The organism is Okeania sp. SIO2B3 (assembly GCF_010672525.1).
GTDB lineage: Bacteria > Cyanobacteriota > Cyanobacteriia > Cyanobacteriales > Microcoleaceae > Okeania.
Genome location: NZ_JAAHGH010000004.1, coordinates 206,435 through 227,767, shown reverse-complemented (window position 1 = coordinate 227,767; position 21,333 = coordinate 206,435). Strand labels below are relative to the sequence as shown.

16 protein-coding genes and 1 pseudogene are annotated in these 21,333 nt (G+C 36.1%); 10 read left to right on the top strand and 7 right to left on the bottom strand.

Annotated features, from left to right (window positions below; all coding sequences use genetic code 11):
- Positions 1-2: 2 nt before the first annotated feature.
- The 4 genes from F6K15_RS05150 to ftsH2 all read right to left on the bottom strand — a co-directional run bounded on the left by F6K15_RS05150 (position 3) and on the right by ftsH2 (position 6,968).
- Positions 3-2,258: an ATP-binding protein gene (locus F6K15_RS05150; protein ID WP_293057914.1), complete on the bottom strand. Its 2,256-nt coding sequence runs from the start codon at positions 2,256-2,258 to the stop codon at positions 3-5.
- A gap of 813 nt (positions 2,259-3,071) precedes the next feature.
- A complete protein-coding gene (locus F6K15_RS05145) occupies positions 3,072-4,382 on the bottom strand; it encodes an aminopeptidase P N-terminal domain-containing protein (protein ID WP_293057912.1) in 1,311 nt (436 codons plus the stop codon).
- A 279-nt stretch (positions 4,383-4,661) separates the two neighbouring features.
- Positions 4,662-4,832: a hypothetical protein gene (locus F6K15_RS05140; protein WP_293057910.1), complete on the bottom strand. Its 171-nt coding sequence runs from the start codon at positions 4,830-4,832 to the stop codon at positions 4,662-4,664.
- Between the two features lie 249 nt (positions 4,833-5,081).
- Entirely contained in the window at positions 5,082-6,968 is a 1,887-nt protein-coding gene (gene ftsH2 / locus F6K15_RS05135) for an ATP-dependent zinc metalloprotease FtsH2 (RefSeq protein WP_293057908.1), read from the bottom strand.
- A gap of 1,246 nt (positions 6,969-8,214) precedes the next feature.
- Here ftsH2 and F6K15_RS05130 point away from each other — a divergent pair.
- Complete coding sequence (locus F6K15_RS05130; RefSeq protein ID WP_293057906.1) at positions 8,215-9,309, top strand: ParM/StbA family protein; 1,095 nt, start codon at positions 8,215-8,217, stop codon at positions 9,307-9,309.
- Between the two features lie 387 nt (positions 9,310-9,696).
- Positions 9,697-10,272, top strand: coding sequence for a hypothetical protein (locus F6K15_RS05125; protein ID WP_293057904.1), 576 nt, complete (start codon positions 9,697-9,699; stop codon positions 10,270-10,272).
- A gap of 397 nt (positions 10,273-10,669) precedes the next feature.
- Here the strand turns inward: F6K15_RS05125 and F6K15_RS05120 are convergent, their stop codons facing one another.
- The gene (locus F6K15_RS05120; protein WP_293057902.1) at positions 10,670-11,254 is read right to left on the bottom strand and encodes a PAP/fibrillin family protein; all 585 of its coding nucleotides are present in this window, start codon (positions 11,252-11,254) and stop codon (positions 10,670-10,672) included.
- A 677-nt stretch (positions 11,255-11,931) separates the two neighbouring features.
- Between F6K15_RS05120 and F6K15_RS05115 the strand changes: the two genes are divergently transcribed.
- The 4 genes from F6K15_RS05115 (at position 11,932) to F6K15_RS05100 (ending at position 16,404) form a co-directional block, all read left to right on the top strand.
- Entirely contained in the window at positions 11,932-12,990 is a 1,059-nt protein-coding gene (locus F6K15_RS05115) for a DUF3134 domain-containing protein (RefSeq protein WP_293057900.1), read from the top strand.
- Between the two features lie 136 nt (positions 12,991-13,126).
- Positions 13,127-14,212 carry a phospho-N-acetylmuramoyl-pentapeptide-transferase gene (gene mraY / locus F6K15_RS05110; protein ID WP_293057898.1) on the top strand — a complete coding sequence of 362 codons (1,086 nt, stop codon included), beginning with the start codon at positions 13,127-13,129 and terminating at the stop codon, positions 14,210-14,212.
- A gap of 281 nt (positions 14,213-14,493) precedes the next feature.
- Positions 14,494-15,420, top strand: coding sequence for a glycosyltransferase family 2 protein (locus F6K15_RS05105; protein WP_293057896.1), 927 nt, complete (start codon positions 14,494-14,496; stop codon positions 15,418-15,420).
- Positions 15,421-16,032: 612 nt separating this feature from the next.
- Positions 16,033-16,404 (top strand): hypothetical protein, encoded by a 372-nt coding sequence (locus F6K15_RS05100; protein WP_287524997.1) that lies wholly within the window; start codon positions 16,033-16,035, stop codon positions 16,402-16,404.
- A gap of 667 nt (positions 16,405-17,071) precedes the next feature.
- Here F6K15_RS05100 and F6K15_RS05090 read toward each other — a convergent pair.
- A complete protein-coding gene (locus F6K15_RS05090) occupies positions 17,072-17,569 on the bottom strand; it encodes a 2TM domain-containing protein (protein WP_293057889.1) in 498 nt (165 codons plus the stop codon).
- Between the two features lie 528 nt (positions 17,570-18,097).
- Here F6K15_RS05090 and F6K15_RS05085 point away from each other — a divergent pair.
- The 3 genes from F6K15_RS05085 (at position 18,098) to F6K15_RS05075 (ending at position 19,449) form a co-directional block, all read left to right on the top strand.
- Positions 18,098-18,724, top strand: a complete 627-nt coding sequence (locus F6K15_RS05085; protein WP_293057887.1) for a DUF262 domain-containing protein — start codon at positions 18,098-18,100, stop codon at positions 18,722-18,724.
- 201 nt (positions 18,725-18,925) lie between these two features.
- Complete coding sequence (locus F6K15_RS05080) at positions 18,926-19,210, top strand: hypothetical protein (RefSeq protein ID WP_293057885.1); 285 nt, start codon at positions 18,926-18,928, stop codon at positions 19,208-19,210.
- A complete protein-coding gene (locus F6K15_RS05075; RefSeq protein ID WP_293057883.1) occupies positions 19,210-19,449 on the top strand; it encodes an MAE_28990/MAE_18760 family HEPN-like nuclease in 240 nt (79 codons plus the stop codon). Before F6K15_RS05080 ends, F6K15_RS05075 begins: the two co-directional genes overlap by 1 nt.
- Here the strand turns inward: F6K15_RS05075 and F6K15_RS05070 are convergent.
- Positions 19,423-19,866, bottom strand: a pseudogene (locus F6K15_RS05070) (AarF/UbiB family protein); the annotation flags it as partial. The gene F6K15_RS05075 and the pseudogene F6K15_RS05070 overlap by 27 nt on opposite strands.
- Before the next feature lie 935 nt (positions 19,867-20,801).
- Here F6K15_RS05070 and F6K15_RS05065 point away from each other — a divergent pair.
- Entirely contained in the window at positions 20,802-21,068 is a 267-nt protein-coding gene (locus F6K15_RS05065) for a hypothetical protein (protein ID WP_293057881.1), read from the top strand.
- Positions 21,069-21,333 lie beyond the last annotated feature (265 nt).

Sequence of the window (21,333 nt, the reverse complement as noted above, 5' to 3'; positions counted from 1 at the left end):
GATTAATTCTCCAATAATTTGATATAGAACGTTGTTCCTTCTCCGTAATTAGACTCCAGCCAAATTTGACCGCCATGACGTTCAATGATTTTTTTGACTATTGTTAAACCTACTCCTGTACCGCCACCAAATTTATCTTTTCCATGTAATCGCTTAAAAAGTTTGAAAATAGTCTCTATATGCTTTTCTCGAATACCTATACCATTATCTTTAACATATATTAAACAGGCAGATTCTTCAGTTTGTTTATAACCAATTTCTACAGTTTTATGAGTTTTTTTATTATATTTAACAGCATTATTGATTAAGTTGCTAAATACTTCTTCCATGAGAATTTTGTCACCATAAATTATCGGTAAATTCTCCATTGTGATAATTTCAATAGATTCATTAGGTTTACTCATCCTAATAACTTCTGACACATTTTCAATTAATTCATTCAGATTAATCGGAGCTTTATGAAGTGCTTGACGACCCAAACGGGAAAGAAACAATAAAGCGTTAATTAAATCTTCCATCCGTTGAGTTAAACGCACCAAAGTCTCTAATTTTTGGCGACCATCTTGCTCAATAATTTCACCATAATCTTCCATCAAAAATGTAGCATAATTATGAATACCTCGTAAAGGTTCTTTTAGGTCGTGGGAAGCAATATAGTTAAAAGAATCTAAGTCACTATTACTTTGTTCTAATTCTAGATTTATTTCTGCTAATTTAGCCATTTTACGCATTAAAATCCCCAAAATAGCACTTTTGAGTTCTTGTGCTCCTTCTATTTCATAAGATTGCCAAGGAAGAGAATGACATTCAACTGTTTCGAGCCATTTTGCAAAAGATTTTCGAGGCAGAAGTGTAATGCTACCATCCGATTCAATTTTGCCATGTTTTTGTGGATTTCCAGCCCAATTAACTGTTTGACTTACCTCTGGGCGAAACCATAACACATAATTTTTTTGGACTTTGGTAATTTCTAACACTAATAAACCACTAGCAATCTCTTTAAATTCATTAGCTGGAGGATAAACTTTCGGTAAAGAATCTGTATAATATATGTCAGTTTTTATGTTAGTTTTGACCCAATTAAGCAAAGGTTCAATTTCTTCATCTTTGAAAGTTTCTCCTATTTTTTGCAGTTCTCCTTCTGCATAAACTATTGCTCCCGTTGCCCCTACTATTGTTAATAATTTTTCTCCAATATTTGTGAAGGCCGTCAATAAATTTTCAGATTTAGAAATAGCTGTTATTACCTGAGACTGTATAGATTTTAGATGAATTTTATAATCTAAATTATCATGTTCTTCTTTTGTAGTAATATGAACAGACATTACTTGTCCAAAAAAATCACAAACTGTTCGTAAATCGTAGGGAATATATTTAATTGAGTAGTGATGACAAGCAATCAATCCCCATAATTTTCCTTCTTTTAATAAAGAGATTGACATAGAGGCTTTTACACCCATATTCTGTAGGTATTCTATATGAATTGGGGAAACACTCCGCAATACAGAAAAGCTTAAATCTAAGGGTTGGTTGGTCAAAGGATTATTTTTAGGAAACAACTCCACAGGTTGATAGTTAATATCTGGAATAATCCGCAGATAGTTAATGCTATACAAATGTCGTGATGATTCAGGAATATCACTAGCTGGATAATGCAAACCTAAATAAGGTTCTAAATTTTCCCGTTTAGCTTCGGCAATAATTTCTCCTGAATTATCGACATGAAACTTATATATCATCACTCGGTCTAACCCTGTCAATTGACGAATTTCTTTCACTACAATTGAACAAAGTTCCTGTAAACTTGCAGACTTTTGAATCCGAGTAATAGTGTGGCGAGTGAGTCGATAAAATTGGAAAAAATCTTGTTCTAATTCAATTTGACAAGGTTCAAGTTCCAAAATTATTACTTGATTATTGTGATGTACAATACTGTTAAATAATTTGGTTTCATCCCCACATTGTATCGATAACTTTAGTGGGTTTAGATATTCAAAATCTCCTGTTAAACTATTACGTATAGAATCTATTTGTTGAGGTTCTAATAGATATTTGATATTTTGGTTGAGCAAATTTTCAGGGAGAATATTTAACCACTCTTCTGTATTATTACTAACTTGAATAATATCCAATTCTGGTTCTTGCAAAACTAGCAATACCCCATGAGGTTGAATCGAACCAGGAATATGAATTTGTTCGCGATCGCAATTAGTTAAATTTACTTTATCTGCTGTTATAATTTCAATTTTATTGTTCATTATTTCTAGTTTTAAGTTGGTATAAAGAAGGAAGAAGGAAGAAGGAAAAGGGAAGAAGGAAGAAGGAAAAATCTGGTTTTGTGTGATACCAATGCCCAAAAATAATAATGGTTCAGCAATGTTTGTAACTATTCTCGGTATTGAAGTAGCAGTCAGCTATCAGGACTTCAGCAGTCAGCATTTTCAGTGTGTATAATGGGGAATTCAAACCCCCATAAAAGGCGCACCACTAATTTTTTCAAATATAGTGGTAGACTTACAGCACTTTTGAGGATAGTGAGGTACAGCTATAAGACTATTTATTCCTATATTCCCTGTTCCCTGTTGCCTGTTGCCTTCCGGAGCTGTTGCCTAAAGCAATAAAACTTTGTACCTCATCAACTAGAAAACTGCTGTAAACCCTTGATTTTTTTTTAGCGCTCCAGCTAAATGCTGTTTTTAGTGATGAAAAAACTTTTTCCTCTTTTTCCCTCCTGACTCCTGACTCTTCCCTTATTATTTATAACTATTCAAACGGACATGATATTAATTGACTCTTTTTTCACTAGAAATCTCCAAGAATAAAAAATCAAATTAATTCTCGTACATAAATCATTAATTATTTCCGCCTACTCTGTAGAGACGTTGCATACAATGTCTCTACTACTCCCTCTTTTCTGGAGATGTCTATTAGACATCTCCAAAAATAAAAAATCAAATCAATTATCGTACATAAATTATCAATTACTCCCCTCCTGGGAGGGGGAGGGGCGAGGGGTGGGTTCCCTATTCCCTCTTTTGGAGGAGATGTCTATTAAGTAAAAGAAGACAAATTTAATCTTCTAATTCCTCAACTAATTTTGGAACTCCCGCAGTTAATACTTCATTTCCTTCTGCGGTAACTAAAACATCATCCTCAATTCTCACTCCAATTCCACGCCAACGTTCATCTACTTCTGGTTGCCCTTCAACTGGTTTAATATTCGGACCTATATAAATACCAGGTTCCACAGTTAAAACTTGCCCCGGTTGTAAATTTTGAGGATTTTCTCCCCACTGATAAACACCCACATCATGTACATCCAAACCCAACCAATGTCCGGTTTTGTGCATATAAAAAGGCTTATATTTTTCCTCTTTAATTATTTCCTCAATATCACCTTTTAACATTCCTAAATCCATCAATCCTTCCACTAAAACTCGTACTGCTGTATCGTGAGATTGTTTATAAGGATTTCCTGGTTTTACTTCAGAAATTGCTGCTTGTTGCGCTCTTAAAACCAACTCATAAATAATCTTTTGTTCCGGTGTAAACTTACCACTAATAGGAAAAGTTCTAGTAATATCAGAATTATAATAATTGTAAGCACAACCAGCATCAATTAACAGCAAATCATTTTCTTGCATTTGCCGATTATTTTCTATGTAATGAAGAATGCAAGAATTAGCACCAGAAGCAACAATAGAAGGATAAGCTGGAGTCGCTCCATTACGAGAAAAAATATACTCTATTTCAGCTTGAACTTGATATTCAAACTGCCCCGCTTTGGCAAACTTCATGGCATAATTATGAGCATCAACAGCAATATCAGCAGCTTTGCGCATTTGTTCTAATTCCGCAGTACTTTTAACCAGACGCATCGGATGCAAAACTGTCCCCACATCTTGAATAGCGATCGGTCCTGTACCAGTTCTCGGATAGACCCGAATCAAATTTTGCCAATGTCGAAGAATTGTATCATTAAAGTGGCGATCGCGTCCCAAACGATAGTAAATTTTATCTGCCTTTTTCAAATATCCAGGCAATTTTTCATTCAATTCATTAATAGGAAAAGTCTCATCAGCACCATATAATTCCTTAGCAGCTTCCACACCAGTGCGATAACCACTCCAAGTTTCTTTTTCCGGGTCTTTTGGTCGGACAAACAAAATAAATTTATGTTCTTCATGGTGTGGTGCAATAACTGCTACTGCCTCCGGTTCATTAAAACCTGTTAAATAAAAAAAATCACTATCTTGACGATACGCATATTCTACATCATTGTGCATGACAGCCATTGGCGCACTTCTAAATATAGCTGTACCATTGCCAATTTTTGCCATTAATTGTTCGCGTCGTTGTTGATATTCTGTTGAAATTGTCATATTTTTTAGAAGTCAAAAAGAATCAGAAAGAAGGAAAATATTTTGATTTTGGGTTCAATATTTATATTAAATACCCAAATTTTTGCTATTTAAAACTATAGCATTAAAATTCTATTTCATATAGCAGTCGAAGGAAAGGGCGCGGACAGATAAAAAGCTTAAAACTCAGACAACGCCCGCTTTTCGGTGCGGAATGCGCTCGCATTCATGTCGGCGACAGCCGTTAACGTGCGTTGTGCGCCAGCAAAACGACCACTTTTCTCCTTTAAAGGAGAGGCTTTAAACATTAATTATTCGGTAATGGTGAAGATGGACAATATTTTTATACCTAATTAAACGGATTTGATATAAAGCCTTCTTCTTCCTTCTTCCTTCTTCCTTCTTCCTTCTTCCTTCTTCCTTCTTCCTTCTTCCTTCTGCTATCTTAAAAGAACCAAAAATTAAGTACAAAAGTTACTTAACTTTCAGTTCTTTTCTTAGACTCTATATTTCGCACTTAAACTATTAGTAAATCAGGTAATATACAGCATATTTCATAATCAGTGAGGTACATTTGTGGCGGGCAAGATACCCGCACTACCATGACTACTATGACGGGCAAGAAGCCCGCACTTGCTCGTTAATATTTGTACCTCATATACTACCGAATCTGCTGTATCATCATCAACCTACTAAATTAATTGAAGTGTAAAACCTCAATTACATAATTGGAACATAAGTTTCTTTTTCTGGAACATTAGTGTACTCAGCCACAATTTGTCGGAACTCATCACCATCAATAGTTTCTTTCTCAACCAGCAGATCGACTAAACGATCTATAACAACCCGGTGCTCACGCATTATATTACAAGCGTGTTCATAACAGTGTTCAACAATAGTACGAACTTGATCGTCAATACGAGAAGCGATCTCATCGGAATATTCTGAACGAGTCATTAGGTCGCGGCCCAAAAATACCTCACTTTGTTGAGTTTCCAGAGACATCGGACCTAGATCGGACATACCATAACGAGTCACCATTTGACGTGCCATCCCTGTAACCTGTTGGAGGTCATTACCAGCACCAGTTGTCACCTCAGCATCACCAAAAATAACTTTCTCAGCAGCGCGACCACCAAGAGCACCAGTAATACGAGCCAAAATTTGTGACCTGGAGATTAAACCTTGGTCTTCACTGGGCATAAACCAGGTGAGACCACGAGCTTGACCACGGGGAATCAAAGTAACTTTTTGCACCGGGTCATGGTCTTTAATCAAAGTACCAACTATCGCATGACCAATTTCGTGATAACCAATTAATCGCTTGCTCTTACCATCCATGAGTGGAGTTCCTTCCATACCTGCGACCACCCGGTCTACAGCATCATCAATTTCCGGCATAGTAATTGCTTCTTTACGACGACGAGCAGTGAGAATTGCAGCTTCATTCAACAAGTTAGCCAAATCTGCACCTGTAAAACCAGGAGTACGACGAGCGATCGCATCTAGAGATACTTCTTCACTGATCTTTTTGTTGCGAGCGTGAACTTCCAGAATGGACAAACGACCTTTAATGTCTGGAGCATCAACACCAACTTGACGGTCAAACCTACCTGGACGTAATAATGCAGAGTCTAATACATCAGGGCGGTTAGTAGCAGCAATAATAATGATACCAGTATTACCCTCAAAACCATCCATTTCTGTCAACAACTGGTTAAGAGTTTGTTCCCTTTCATCATTACCACCACCGATACCAGCACCACGTTGTCTACCTACCGCATCAATTTCATCAATAAAGATAATACAGGGAGCATTTTCCTTAGCTTTTTTGAATAAGTCGCGAACGCGGGAAGCACCCACACCCACAAACATTTCCACAAATTCCGAACCAGAAATACTGAAAAATGGAACTCCAGCTTCACCAGCGATCGCCTTGGCCAACAAAGTTTTACCAGTTCCCGGAGGGCCAACTAACAATACACCTTTAGGAATACGCGCTCCTACAGCAGTAAATCTTTCTGGTTTTTTGAGGAAAGTCACAACTTCTTGTAACTCTTCTTTGGCCTCATCAACTCCAGCCACATCATCAAACAGTACACCTGTCTTCGCCTCCATGGAGAAGCGGGCCTTAGACTTACCAAAATTCATTGCTTGTCCAGGGCCACCAGGAACATTACTGGAGCGACGGAAGAGGAAAAACAGACCGACAATCAACAAAACTGGGAAAATCAAATTTCCTAATAGGCCCCATATTGCTCCTTCATTGCGTGGGGGATGACTGTCAAAACTGATATTTGCCTCTCGTAGACGAGAAATTAGGTCTGGGGAATTAGCTGGTAAATCTACTCTTAGTCGTTGGACCCGATTATCTAGTTCTGGATCGACTGCTTCAACAATAGCTGTACGGCCACCCTCATAAAGGTCTACGCTTGTCACTCGCTCTGCTTGTAAGTAGTCCAAGAATCGACCATAGCTCATTCGGGTACTGGCGGTATTGCTACCCATGTTTGCTACTGTTGGGGAAAATGCTCCTTGCCAGACAAAAAAACCGATGACTAGAGCTGGTAAACTCCAAAGTACAATTGTTCTCCAAGAAATTTTCATAAATTATTGGCCTCTTTTAGTAAAATTGAATTGAAATAGATAGTGTGATTTTTTACACTCTTGACATCTTTACCCACCTAGTTTGATTAAAGGCGGAGAGTCCCAAGTATTACTATTTGGGTTTCTGCGGCCTCTTCCAGAGGAGCTTTCCTACTGAATGTTAGGCAAAGGCTAAGAATGCACCTGCTTTTCAGGTCTAAAGGTTTGCTCCACAGATAAGCCAGGGTGGTATTGGGGAGGCAGTGCGGTCTTGGGGTCTCCCCAAGTGGAGCAACTGCCGTGGTTTCCCCATGAGCTACTGGCACTGACACCGCTAGTCCAGCGACCAAAAAATACTCATAATCTTAACTAAATGTAACTTAACAATAGACATTAGGGCAACTACTTGGACTTCCAGAACAAATCTCCTGGCATTGAAACAAAAAAATTAGGGGACTAGAAATTCCTGTAGAGTTATCCCCAATGTAAGTAATCTGAGGCTAGGGTTAGCAACATATATATTGAGTAGAGAATACTGAAATTCTCTGTTTTGATGAGAAAATAAGTGAAGGGTATTATCAAGAATATTAAGAAGGAAGTATTAATTTAAGGTTAAATCCCTATTAAATCCCTAAATGAATTAAGTCATTTTGTCAGAAGTAGGGGATTACTCTAGTTCCCTAGAGGTTTCACTAACCTAAGAAGTGAAGTGAGGCACGGTCAAAAAATCAACTTTTTTCCTCTTCCTTTTCTTTTGTATGTGCTAAATATTTTTAACTTAAGATGCTAAGTTCATGGAAAGTTATTTTAATTAACTTAGAAATTCTTATAACAATTCCTGCAAAGTGTCATTAACTTGTTTAATTAATGAAGGGAGCTTCGTGAAACGAAGCTTTAATCATAATTTTGATCGGACTAATATCTAATATTATATTTAGTTAGCTATATGTCCTCGGCTCAAAAGAACAGGTTTGACCAAAAAGCTATCTGGAGGAAGTCTGAAAATCTCCACTTTTCATATAGAAGAAGGTCTCACACCTGATATGGGAATCTCCCCCTACTACAGAAGTGAAGGTGTAAAAGTACAGAGTGTGTATTCTCCATCTTGACATGGAAATTCTGAAGGTACTGTACCTCTACCTTCTATGTTAATTTTATTCAGCGATTTTATTCGCTTAATGCCGTAGGTCTTAATTCATTTATAAACTTAGGATTTTTAACAACGGCAGTATTTTGATTTAAAAGTTTAGTGAGGTAATACAGCCTAATGGTTATTAAAAAGCCAGCAGCAGCAGCAATGCTGACCCAGAAACCACCTAGTGTCGGTCAAAAAACAATCCTTAGTGTGGACTTAGGACGGACAGCTAGTAAAGCTTGTGTTAGTCGGACTCCAAATGGTGTAGTTTTTATTCCAGCTAATGTCAAACAATTAAGTTTAGAACAAGTCAGATCGGGTAATTTTGAGTCTAAACCTACAGACCCACTATTAGATATGTGGCTAGAATATCAAGGCTCTGGATATGCTGTAGGTCAGTTGGCTGCTGATTTCGGGGCCAATCTATTCGGTGATGAACGCTCTTTTGCCAAGTCCAAAGTCGAGGATGCTCTCATTAAAATTTTGGCCTGTGCTGGTTATTTTCAGCTCAAGGGCGAATTTTCAGTTGTGATGGGTTTACCATTTTATTCCCAAGAGCAATTTGAAAAGGAAAAGGAACAGATTGTTAGTCAATTACAATGTCCTCATAAAATGTCTTATCGAGGTAGCGAACCTATCGAAATTAGAATTAATAAGGTTTGGGTCATGCCAGAGGGATATGGTAGCTTGCTATGGTGTGAAGCTAACAATGGCAAGGAATTTCAGCCAGAGTTACCCAAACTATCTCTTGCTGTTGTTGATATTGGCCATCAAACTACAGACTTCTTAATGGTAGACCGTTTTCGGTTTGCTAGAGCTGCTTCTAAGAGTGAACCTTTTGCCATGAGCCAATTTTATGAAGATGTTGCTTCTAAGATTGAGGGAGCAGATGCTCAGTCTTTGTATTTGCTAGAAGCAGTCCATAAACCAGAAGGCCAGCGTTCCTATCGTCCCAAAGGAGCGACAAAGCCTATTAATCTTGATGGTGTGGTCCCTGAGTTGCGTAAGGTTTTTGCTGCTAAACTCTGTGACCGTTTGATTAAGTGGCTACCAGAAAGGGTGACAGATGTTGTTATGACTGGCGGTGGTGCAGAATTTTTCCAGGAAGATTTGGAAAAATTATTACAGGAGGCAGGTCTCAATGCTCATTTAGCTCAACCACCTAGAGAAGCAAATGCTCTGGGACAATATATTTATGGAGAGGCTCAACTAGCAATATCTAGATAAGTTTTAAAAAGCATTTTCTGACGGAATGCTCCGCAAACAGCATTTCAGCAATCAGCGTTTCCTAGGTCATGCTACGCAAACAGCTTTGCGTTAAGGGGATGAGCAACCCAAGCTTGGACGTTCCGGAATGCTCCGCAAACAGATACCATTATCTATGCACTGCCTTTTTAGGCTGATAGCTGATAGCTAGTTAACATTACAAACATATTTGAGGTTGTACAATCTAAGCAATTTTACATGGCCCCAGGTGCTAAAATCCAGTTGATAATTGAGTATAGCACTGAGTTCCTGTGTAGTTTTTCTAGGTCTGGAAGTAAAAAATAACGGGGGTACAGTAGAAAATAAATTTTCTCTGTCCCCGTGTTAAATTAACATAAATATTACCTGATGCTTTGGGAAAAAAATCAGAAAAAAGACGTCTTTTTTACCGAAGAGGCAGCAGATAGGCAATTATTGGCAGCTATAGAAAAAGAGTTAAATTCTCACAAATATCGAACTTTTAGCAATCTTTGTAAACAAGCTCTATGGCAATTTTTGGATGTATCTTCATCATCGACAGAATTAGCTCAATCTGCGTCAAATTTACAACGGTTAGAACACCGCATTTATGAGAAGCTTACAAAACATTTTTCTGAGTTAGAAACAAAATTGGTTTCTGAAGAATTGAAGACACCTAATAACACAGTTCAATATAATGAAAATGAGTTGAAAAAACACTTGAATCAATTGCATCAACAGTTGACTCAAATCCAAGTGAATTTAGATGCTAAATTAATCGAAGTTATGGAGACTTTCAAGACAGAGTTGTCACAGATAGAAATACCTATTACTAAATCAGCTCAAGAAGAGTCAGAAGAATTAACTCCTACTAAAACAACAGAAGAAGATTTATCTGTTCAAGAATCAAAAACGGATGCAGATCCTTTATTGCAGCGCTTAAGTTCTCTATTAGAAGAGTTCTAATTAATTATGTTTCAATATACCTTTATTCGCAACAATAACTCTTACCAGTTTGAGCGAGTAATGGCAAAATAGTCAAGGTTAACAAGAGAGAAGAGAGAAGAGAGAAGAAAGAAAAAAAAGAAACTAATAATAGAGATTAAGTAACAAATTAAGATTGGAGAAACTCTCGATCTACATAATTTGCCAATTTCCTGTTCATAGCATTCTTTTTGATGATTGGTATTAAGAGGCAGAAAAATAATTTTAGAGACTATTTTAGAATGCTTTTCTTCTTGACATAATTTCTAGTAGACTTGATTATTAAAAATGATTAATAAATTATCAATAAAGTAAAAATAATTGTTAGGTATTTGCACTGTATTATTCATAATTAACAAAAATTAGTTAGTATATTACCTTAAACTTTAGTTAGTACAAATACATTGCCTTGATTGCCTCTTCCAATGCGTAAATCTTCATCTAAATATGTAATATCTAACCATCCCTTTTGTTCTCGGTTTTGTATATTAAAATCAACAGCAGTAAATTTTTTTCCTGATTCTATTTCGGCAATTAATTTATTAGGTGATTGATAACCTATTAAACTCTGTAAACCTAAAATTGAACGATTAAATTTAACATTTACTCGCTTTTCGGACACAGCTTCAAACTGAGCAACAACACTAACTATTCCTTCTAAAAAAGGCAAACCGGATACTTCAGCAATATTATAGACTGCTGTATCTTGGACTCGGATACATTGATAAATCTCTCCTAGTTTCAGGAAAGGAAAACTATCAATGCGTAGTAATTCTTGACTGGTAGTATAAAGTAATCGCCAATTGCCATTTAATAGTTCTTTTGCTTCAAAGGGACAAGGGTTAGGATTATCATCTTCTACTTGAGCGATCGCTGCTAGAATTACTTGTTGGTCATATTTATTTGCTAGTAAACCACGATTTTTGCCTGTAAGTGTCTCTATTAATCTGGATTTATAAATCATAATTCTTGTTTATTGTCAATCTGCGTTGATTCTAAGCTGACAATTTTCTTTTATTGCAGAAGAAGAAAATTTCAAAAACATTCTTAGGGTATCCGGGTTTTAAGCAATTTTAACGATATCCTTAATAGTAGCAAAAAATTTAGATAAGCTTACGACTGGGATTGATTTTACTTTGTTTGAATGAATCTAAAAATTTTATATTTTAGATTATCTTTAGGTGCAACATTATCCATCTTGCTTCTTTACTTAACCTCTTAAATTCTCTTTTCCCTGGTGGGGATGGGTTTAATACCCCACTTTATATCATTTCCGGTTGAATACTTATAAATAAGTAAGAGATTAGGGAGCGGGGATAATAGTGAGAATAGGAAGATTTGCCCTGTGTAATGAGGAATGCTCCGGACATGATATTACAGGGGGTGCCAATGGGATTTGGTGGAGTTATCATTTCCATCGACCGCATTCTCACTCATTTATTGACTACTGACTACTTTTTCAAGATTTGATGCAAGTAAATTCATCTAATCTCTTAAAAAAGGACAGGAAAAACATTTATATATATTATTTGCTGGCAAATTTCAAACAAAATCCCCTAAAATCCAATAGACCGGATAGAGGAGATTAGTAAATATAAAGATATTAGGATAGACTTACTAAAATTCCTTGACTGAGGATATATGGAAGAAAAACAACAAACAAACAATCCATCACAACCTGTAGTGCCACAGCCTACTACGGCACAGGAAACAGTAAATCCACAACCTGTAGTACAACAGCCGACTACGGTACAGGAAACAGTAAATCCACAACCTGTAGTGCCACAGCCGACTACGGTACAGGAAACAGTAAATCCACAACCTGTAGTACAAAAGCCGACTACGGTACAGGAAACAGTAAATCCACAACCTGTAGTACAAAAGCCGACTACGGTACAGGAAACAGTAAATCCACAACCTGTAGTGCCACAGCCGACTACGGTACAGGAAACAGTAAATCCACAACCTGTAGTGCCACAGCCGACTACGGCACAGGAAACAGTAAATCCACAACCTGTAGTACAAAAGCCGACTACGGTACAGGAAACAGTAAATCCACAACCTGTAGTACAAAAGCCGACTACGGTACAGGAAACAGTAAATCCACAACCTGTAGTACAAAAGCCGACTACGGTACAGGAAACAGTAAATCCACAACCTGTAGTACAAAAGCCGACTACGGTACAGGAAACAGTAAATCCACAACCTGTAGTGCAACAGCCGACTACGGTACAGGAAACAGTAAATCCACAACCTGTAGTGCAACAGCCGACTACGGTACAGGAAACAGTAAATCCACAACCTGTAGTACAACAGCCGACTACGGTACAGGAAACAGTAAACCCACAACTACAGGTTGTGTCACCAAGTATGGTGGAGGCAAAGGTAGAACAAGCAGTAGAAAAACCAGTAGGAGTTATTAGTCGTAGAAATAACCAATCTCAGTCACAACCAGTTCTAGTTTACAATCCCTCCCTGCTTCTAATACCTCGTCATGAACCGGCAGATGTAATTCCTACCCAACGAGACTCATCTATAGTGGACTGGTTAGAAACATCAGGCAGAATGTTACCTAGAGATCCTTCAGAATCAGATAATTATCTAGAAGAGGAAGAGGAAATCTCAGAATTGATAGCTGTAGATGACAATTTTAGTGATGATGATGTTTTAGAAGGAAATGCCGATGACTCTGGTGAATAGATATTTTTCAACAATTAATTATTAATAATTAATAATTAATAATTAATTACCAAAAAGCTATTCATTTAAAAGATGAATTTGATAATTATTTAATCAAACCTAAAGTATCAAAAAGTGTGTGTGGAGGAGATTTTTTATGCAAAATAAGCTAATTTTTCGCAAATCTATTGCTTTATCGGGAGAAAATTTATTCTTGGGTCTGGGTTTAGGATTAAGCTCTTTTGCCCTAATTTTAGATAGCATGGCTAATCGAATTATCGGTATAGAATCTCTGAGCTTACCTCTAATTCTATGTGGTCTAGCAACTGCAAGTTTGGGGTATTGGGTTATACCCATGCTGAGAAGACTAAAAGCTGGACAAATAATCCGGGAGGATGGCCCCCAAGCACATCTACAAAAAGCAGGTACTCCAACTATGGGAGGTATATTTTTTGTACCAGTAGGAGTAGCGATCGCTCTGTTATTATCGAAATTTCATCCAGATGTCATGGCAGTATCTGCAATGACTCTAGCTTATGGTTTTATTGGTTGGTTGGATGATTGGAGAATTTTGCAACGTAAGTCTAATAAGGGAATATCTCCAAAAATGAAATTGGCTTTGCAGGTGGGTTTTGCAATGCTATTTTGTGGATGGCTAGCATGGAGTGAACCTAGTACGGTTACTAATATTGCTTTACCATTTGGTTTACAATTATCTTTAGGATTACTATTTTGGCCTCTGGCAGGTTTTGTTTTAGTCGCAGAAAGTAATGCGACAAATCTTACGGATGGCGTTGATGGTTTGATGGGAGGTTTGGGAGCAGTTGCTTTTTTAGGGTTAGCTGCTTATTTAGCTCCTACTGCTCCGGAGTTAATGATTTTTTGTGCTTGTATGAGTGGTAGTTGTCTCGGTTTTGTTGCTCATAACCGCAATCCTGCTAAGGTATTTATGGGTGATACAGGGTCGTTAGCTTTGGGTGGAAGTTTAGCTGCAGTTGCTCTACTAACTAATACTTTATGGATATTATTAATTCTTAGTGTGATTTTTTTAATAGAAACTCTTTCGGTTATTGCTCAAGTGGGTTATTACAAGGCAACAAAAAGACCAGATGGTGTAGGTAAGCGCTTATTTAAAATGGCTCCTTTTCATCATCATTTAGAATTATCTGGTTGGTCGGAAACTCAAGTGGTGGGATGTTTTTACTCAGTTAGTGCAATTTTGGCTAGCTTGTGTTTATTTTAAAAAAAAGGAGTCAGGAAGACCGAGTCAGGAGGACCGAGTCAGGAGGGAAGTTAAAGAAGCAAGAAAGAAGATCGGGAAAAGGAGAAAGTTTTTTGATCACTAATAGACATCTCCAAAAATCAAAAATAAAATCAATTATTATCGATAAATTATCAATTATTCCCCTCCTGGGAGGGGGAGGGGCTAGGGGTGGGTTGCCTGTTGCCTGTTACCTGTTGCCTCTTTTCTGAAGATGTCTAATTATTCGGACATGATATAAATTATTAATTGAAAAACCGATCATGACAAAAGTTTCGGTAATTGTACCAATTTATAATGGTGAGAAAGACTTGCCAGACTTGATAGAATGTCTGCGGTCGCAAACCTATCCTGCTGACCAAGTAGAGTATTTACTTGTGGATAATAATAGTGGCGATCGCAGTAAGTCAGTAATTGAAGCAGCAACACGGTCAAGTCAAATTACAATTTGTCTAGTTACTGAAAATAAAATTCAAAGTTCTTATGCTGCTCGTAATGCTGGTATTCGTGCTGCTAGTAGCGAGATATTTGCTTTTACTGATGGTGACTGTCGTCCTCAACCTCAATGGTTAGAAAGTTTAATTCAGCCATTTTCTGACTCTAATATTGGTATTGTCGTGGGAGAAATACTTGCTTTACCTGGGGATAGTTTATTAGAAAAATATGCTGATAAACAAGATACTCTTTCTCAAAAACATACTTTAGCTAATTCATTTTGTCCTTATGGTCAAACTGCTAATTTAGCGATTAGAAAACAAGCTTTTGTAGAGGTAGGATTATTTCGTCCTTATTTAACAACGGGTGGAGATGCTGATATTTGTTGGCGTATTTTACGAGAAACTTCTTATCAGTTTAAGTTTGTAGAAAATGCTGTAGTTAAACATCGTCATCGTTCAACTTGGAAAGATTTACAAAGTCAATGGCGCAGGTATGGAAAGTCGAATAAATATTTGCATGAACTCTATGGTGTTGATTTAATGGGAGAGTTGAAAACAAAGGAATATGTGTATCGTTTGAGTAGATGGTTATTAAAAGAGTTGCCTCTAACAACGATGAAAATAATATCAGGTAAAGCAGAATTGGTAGAGTTGTTTGATACTCCTATTGGTTTGTTCAATGGTAGGGCAAGAATTATTGGTCAAAAGGAAGCAAAATTATCAGATGAAGCGCGAAAAATTGAAAGATTTTAGTCGGGTGCATCTCAATTTTGAATAAAGCCAAAAAATTATCGCTTTTAGGCAACAGGCAACAGGGAATATATAGGAAAAAAGTATTTTTGCAAATATTGAGATGCACCCTTTTAGTCTTATTTTTTTCTATGGAATTTCATTCAATAGGATGCTTTAATCATTTATTTTTATAGAAGCTATTATCATTGCTTATCTCACTAATTGGGAGTAATACGTCAAAGATGAAGGACTAAATTTTGGGCAAAAGTCTTAATAAATGTCTAATACCAATTTGATAAATGTTTGCTACAAATGACTAGGCTATTTATTAGGAGTCAGGAGTGAGGAGTACAGAGTCAGGATAAATGGCTCCAATACCAGTTTTGAGCTAGGAAATTCTCTTTTATGTCAAAGGAATATCTACTGCAGGTGTCTTTTAATCAGACTTATTATTCGTAACATTATTTTTTTAAAATGGTATAACTAACTAAATTTATTATTTTTCTATGGGCTGTATTGTGATAGTATGATTGATGCTTACTCCAGTAATCATAGTGGTAGGTAAGCCCAATTGAATCTGTTTTAAACAGGCCAAAAACTAACATCTAATCTAACTAAAAAGAAGATAGTAACATGAAAAACCTCACTGTTGATAGTAAGAAGAATTGTTTATTAGTAGACAAAACATGGATGGAAAACCTGCAGAAAGAGGCTGCATCTGCAAGTTTAGATCCTGGTATGTATGTTTTGCGGATTAAGAGTGGATCATTTAGCTATGGTAGTGGTATGGGTGCTGAACCATTTGTTTTACTCTGGATATATGGTGGCAAATTTGTTAACTTGAAGACAAATGTTGAAACTTCAGCTACATGGTCTTCTTTAAATGGATATGATGATACGATTACATTGGAAGTCAAAGAAGCAATTATAGTTAGTGCTTTATTTCTTGATGTTTATGAAGATGATAATTCTGGTGAAGTTACTGTTTCTATTTTGGATGCTTAAATCATCAGTTTAATATCGGCTACTTTGTCAAAAAATTAGTAAGAAATTTGTCGCGATCGCTCTCTTAATTACTGAGGTGAGCGATCGTTTCTGTTTATTTTGAAGGAAGAAGAAAGAAGGAAGAAGGAAGTTAAAAAGACTTCTTAGTATATCTTGACTTTGATCGAAACTGAAGATTATTTTAAAGGCATAATCAATTTTGGGGTTAATAAATCTCATGGTGTTTTTGAATTTATTTAAAATAAATATTTTCACACTAATAATATCATGTCCACTGGTATTGTTTGTGTAAAAGTTAGGGTGAATATCTACAGAAAATTTAAGTTTTTTTCAGGCTTTTAAGTCTTCTTCCTTATTCTTTAGCAGACTTGATATAATAGGTGTTCGCTTTTTCAATAATTTGAGTAATTTAAGTGAGCGATCGCTTATTTGTTAGGTAAGGAATTAGGAGTAATTTTCCATGGTTTTAATTAATTAAACAAACCCGATATTTCCTATCTATAATTTAGGCAGTATCTCCATTTATTTTCAAGACTGTAAACTTTAATTTAAGTGAGCGATCGCTTATTTGTTAGGTAAGGAATTAGGAGTGATTTTTCCTGGTTTTAATTAATCGAACAAACCTTATCTTTCCTATCTATAATTTAGGCAGTATATCCATTTCTTTTCAAGACTGTAAATTTTTTAATATTTTATTTGCTAAAGAGCCAAAAGATTGACCTAATTGTTTTTTCAAACGCCATTTTTGAAAGGCTTTTTCATATTCTTCTCCTTCAATTTGAAAAGTTTTCCAGGCATCTAAAGCCAACCATAATCCCCACAATAATAAAATTGGTAAAGACCAGGAAAGAGTATGAGCAGTTACTAAATTCAGCAACAATAAAAATGAATTTACAATGCCATATTTAATCAAACTTTGCTTTAATTTGTCTCGACGAACTTGATTAAAAAGTTGTTTTTCCTGAAACTCACTCCGGTGGGAAAGCCATTCTTGTTCTGCTGCTGCTAAGTCTTCTGGAGAAATACCCATCTCATTAGCAATTTCTAATACTTGTGCTCTTGTTAGTTCGCCTCCTTCAGAGCGACGTGCTAGGGCAATTTGCAGAATTTGTTGGGCATCATCTTGAGCATAAGTTTGGGTAATTTGGTTTTGTTGGTTTGTCATAACTTTATTGCTTAAATTTTAGAATTATTTCTATCATATATTCTAGCTTGCTATAGATATCAAAGAATAACAATAGTAGATTCCTGTCCTGTCAATAGGTGAAATTTCTACTGGATATTATTTGTAATTAGCACTACAAAAAATGACTGTTATATCAAAATATAGCAATCTTATTTGAGTTGTGAGATATTGTAGATTTTAGGGAATAGGGAATAGGGAATAGGGAATAGGGAATAGGGAATAGGGAATGAGAAAAACCGAAGCAATAACAATGATCGCGAATTATTTAGGATTACTATACCAAATATTTTATACAGAATATATGTCTTTTTTATTTGTAATTATCTTAAATATTTACTTGATGAATAGTCTCTGAAGTTATATAGCAGAAGGAAGAAGATTTTAGTTATCTAGGAGAGAAGGAAAAATCTTATTTTGTCTGAGTTTTAAGCTTTTTATCTGTCCTAACCTTTCCTTCGACTGTTATAATATACTTTGAGGTTTAAACAAACTACTTAAAACAAAAATATGCCATCAAAGTCGAAAATTACTAACAGTAAACCCAAAATAACTAACGCACAAAAAGAAGCTGCTGAAGCTGAGATTAGGGAAAAGCAAAAGGCTGTTGATTATCGAACAACGGAATATCCAGTAGAAGTTATTGTTCAGAAATATATGGAAGGAATAGAAGACGATACTAATGAGTTATTTATACCTGATTATCAAAGAGAGATGATTTGGAAAGAAAAAGATCAGTCAAAATTTATTGAGTCTGTATTTTTAGGATTGCCAATACCTCCTATATTTGTGGCTGATATTAATGATAAGGAAAATGAAGAAGATGAAGCTCGTTTAGAAATTATTGATGGTACTCAACGTATTCGTACCCTAACTAGATTTATTAATAATGAACTCAAACTATGTGAATTGAAAAAGTTAAGTCAACTAAATAATTTTAGATTTGAAGACTTACTCCCTTCTCGTCAGAGACGCTTCAACAGAGCTACTGTTCGGATAATTGAATTAACAGAAAAAGCAGATGAGGAAACACGAAGAGATGTTTTTGAAAGAATTAATACTGGTAGTGTTCAATTAAATGAAATGGAGAAACGTATAGGCATATTACCTGGAAAAGTTACTAATTTATTACAATAATTATCAGAATCATCAACATTTAGAGACCTTTGCTCTTTTTCTGAAACTGCTATTGATAGACGTGAACCTCAAGAATATGTCTTACGTTTTTTTGCATTCTTAAATAATTATCAAAATTTTCAAAGTAAAATAGTAATTGGCAATTTTCTTGATGAGTATTTGAGAAATGTGAATCAAGATGAAAAAATAAATTTAAAGGAAATGAAAATTGAATTTGAAGCAATGATAGATTTTGTGATCAAACATTTTCCTAATGGTTTTCGCTCAGGTAAAAATTTGGATAAAACAACAAGTAGAGTTAAATTTGAATCTCTTTCTGTGGGTATTGCTCTTGCCTTGAGAGAAAAAAATAATCTTCAGTATCAAGGAAATGATTTACTCAATACAAAGGAATTTAAAGAGTACGCAAAGCGTTATGCAAGTAGTTCCAAGGTTAAGGTAGCTCGGCGAATTGAATATGCCAGAGATCGACTATTAGGTAAATAATGGCTATATCATTTGAAGATTTTAATCAACGTTCTGAAGAAGTAAGTAAATATTTTATTTTCCTCCAAAGTTTACAGCAAGGAAAAATAAAATTAATTACAGAAAGTCAAGGAAGTAGTAAAGCTAAAAAAATAGAGACTGAATTAGAAAATACTCTGAAAACAAGTGCTTATTTGTTACTTTACAATTTAATAGAATATACAATGAAATCTGTCAATACCTGGACGTTGAACTTTTAGAGCTACTTCAGTACCGTCTTTTAAGGTCGCTTTATAAGTTTGAGCGATAGACCCTGCTGCTACACACTCAGTATTAATATCGCTAAATATTTCTTCTAGAGGTTGGGATAATTGTTGACGAATTAAGATTTCCACTTCTGACCAAGGTACTGCTGGTACATTGGCCTGCAAACTTGACAAGGTATTTATATAGTCTGCTGGTAATAAGTCTGGACGGGTACTAAGTAGCTGGCCGAGCTTTACATATACTGGGCCTAAATCTACCAGAATATTGCGTAGAACTTCTGGTGTTGGTATATCTGGTTCGCCAGTTTTGCCCCCTGTGAGAAGGGTTTTCATATAGCCCCAACCATTACGGAACACAATTTCGACTATTTCAGCTCGGCGAGAATTAGTTGCTGTCAGGCTAGATAACACGGGGCCTCCCAATGATTGGATTGATATTTGCTTTATAGCGGAAGGCAGAAGGCAGAAGGCAGAAGGAAAAATCTGGCGTGGTCTGAATTTTCTGCTTTTGATCTGTCCTCACCTTTCTTTCAACTGCTTTACCTATAGGGACAATCTGAATATATCTAAAATATTAGGATAGCGCCGATCAAAAACTGGTGCATTGTGAGTAACTGTCATTTCAGCTATAGACTTTTTTTTCTTTAATCTCTACTGGCTTTTAAACATTTTATCCGAAATAAAATGTATCAGTTATCAGTAAAACAAAAACTTTTGACTTTTTATTTTTGACTTTTGTTTGAATAAATGGTATCTATTTTGACAGCAAGAAAACTATAAATTACACAAATTTCTGCTTTACATTATTCCCAAAGTTCTTTATATTTATTTTATAATCAATAAAGATAGTAGTCAGGAACCCAAGGACTAAAGTTCAAAGGCTTGGACAGACTGCTTGAAGTCTTTGCCAGCCAACACCTGACTAGCCTTAGACCTTTGCAGTCTAGGTTATACAAATGTTAACAGTCGGGGAATTGCCGACCAACAAATAAACCGCGTAGCGTCCACTTACTTCTTGCATTGTGTGCTTTTTTTTGCGTTATTGTGATTAGATCAGGAGTAGCGGTAGTACGCACCTGAGAGAACCATGAAAACAAATAGCGAGTATGAGGTTTAAGGAGTGAAGTTCGCGGTCAGCCCGTGAAAAGGTAAAACTCTTGAGGGAACTTTCCGGAGTACAGAATTGTTTAGTACAAAAAGGCGGTGGGTCTTGTCGTCTCTGTCTGCGGAGGGTTAAGTGGTTGCATTCCCTGTGAAACAGAAAGCCCGATCCGTGAGGTTGGGAAGCCTACATCATAATCTTTGATTTGATGTAGGAGAACGTCACATTACCAAAGTATTTTTAGATGAATAATATAGAATCTGTCGCAATTGAACGGTTTCAGACTCGTAGTCCTATAGATTTAGACAGTTGTCAGTTAAGCCGCGAATTAGTTGGGTCTAGGGTAGTAATGGTGATTGACTGCCCATCTACGGACAAGTGCCATCAGCTTTGGCGCGATCGCTACCTATTAATGCGTCGGTGTTTAGATTTATGGTTAGCTCATCAAATCGTAATTAGTTATAAGGGACATCCTTACGGTCGTACTCCGATGCGTCAATCTTTAGCCTGATTATTTTTTGGGTGAGATTATTATGTATAGCAATTTTCATACTGGTGAGGTTTGGGAATCTCCCGTTAAATCAAAGATTATAACGGGAGAGGATGTCAAATAAATCATAGCTGGCGGTGCGTTACTGCGCACCGTTACTATTTTTAGTTAGAAATAATTTTTTTTGTTAAAAATTTAGGTGGTGCACTTTAATGGTGGTCTATTGTCATTATTAGACATCTGGTGAAAATTACACATAACGCCCAAAATTAACTTTGACTTTTCA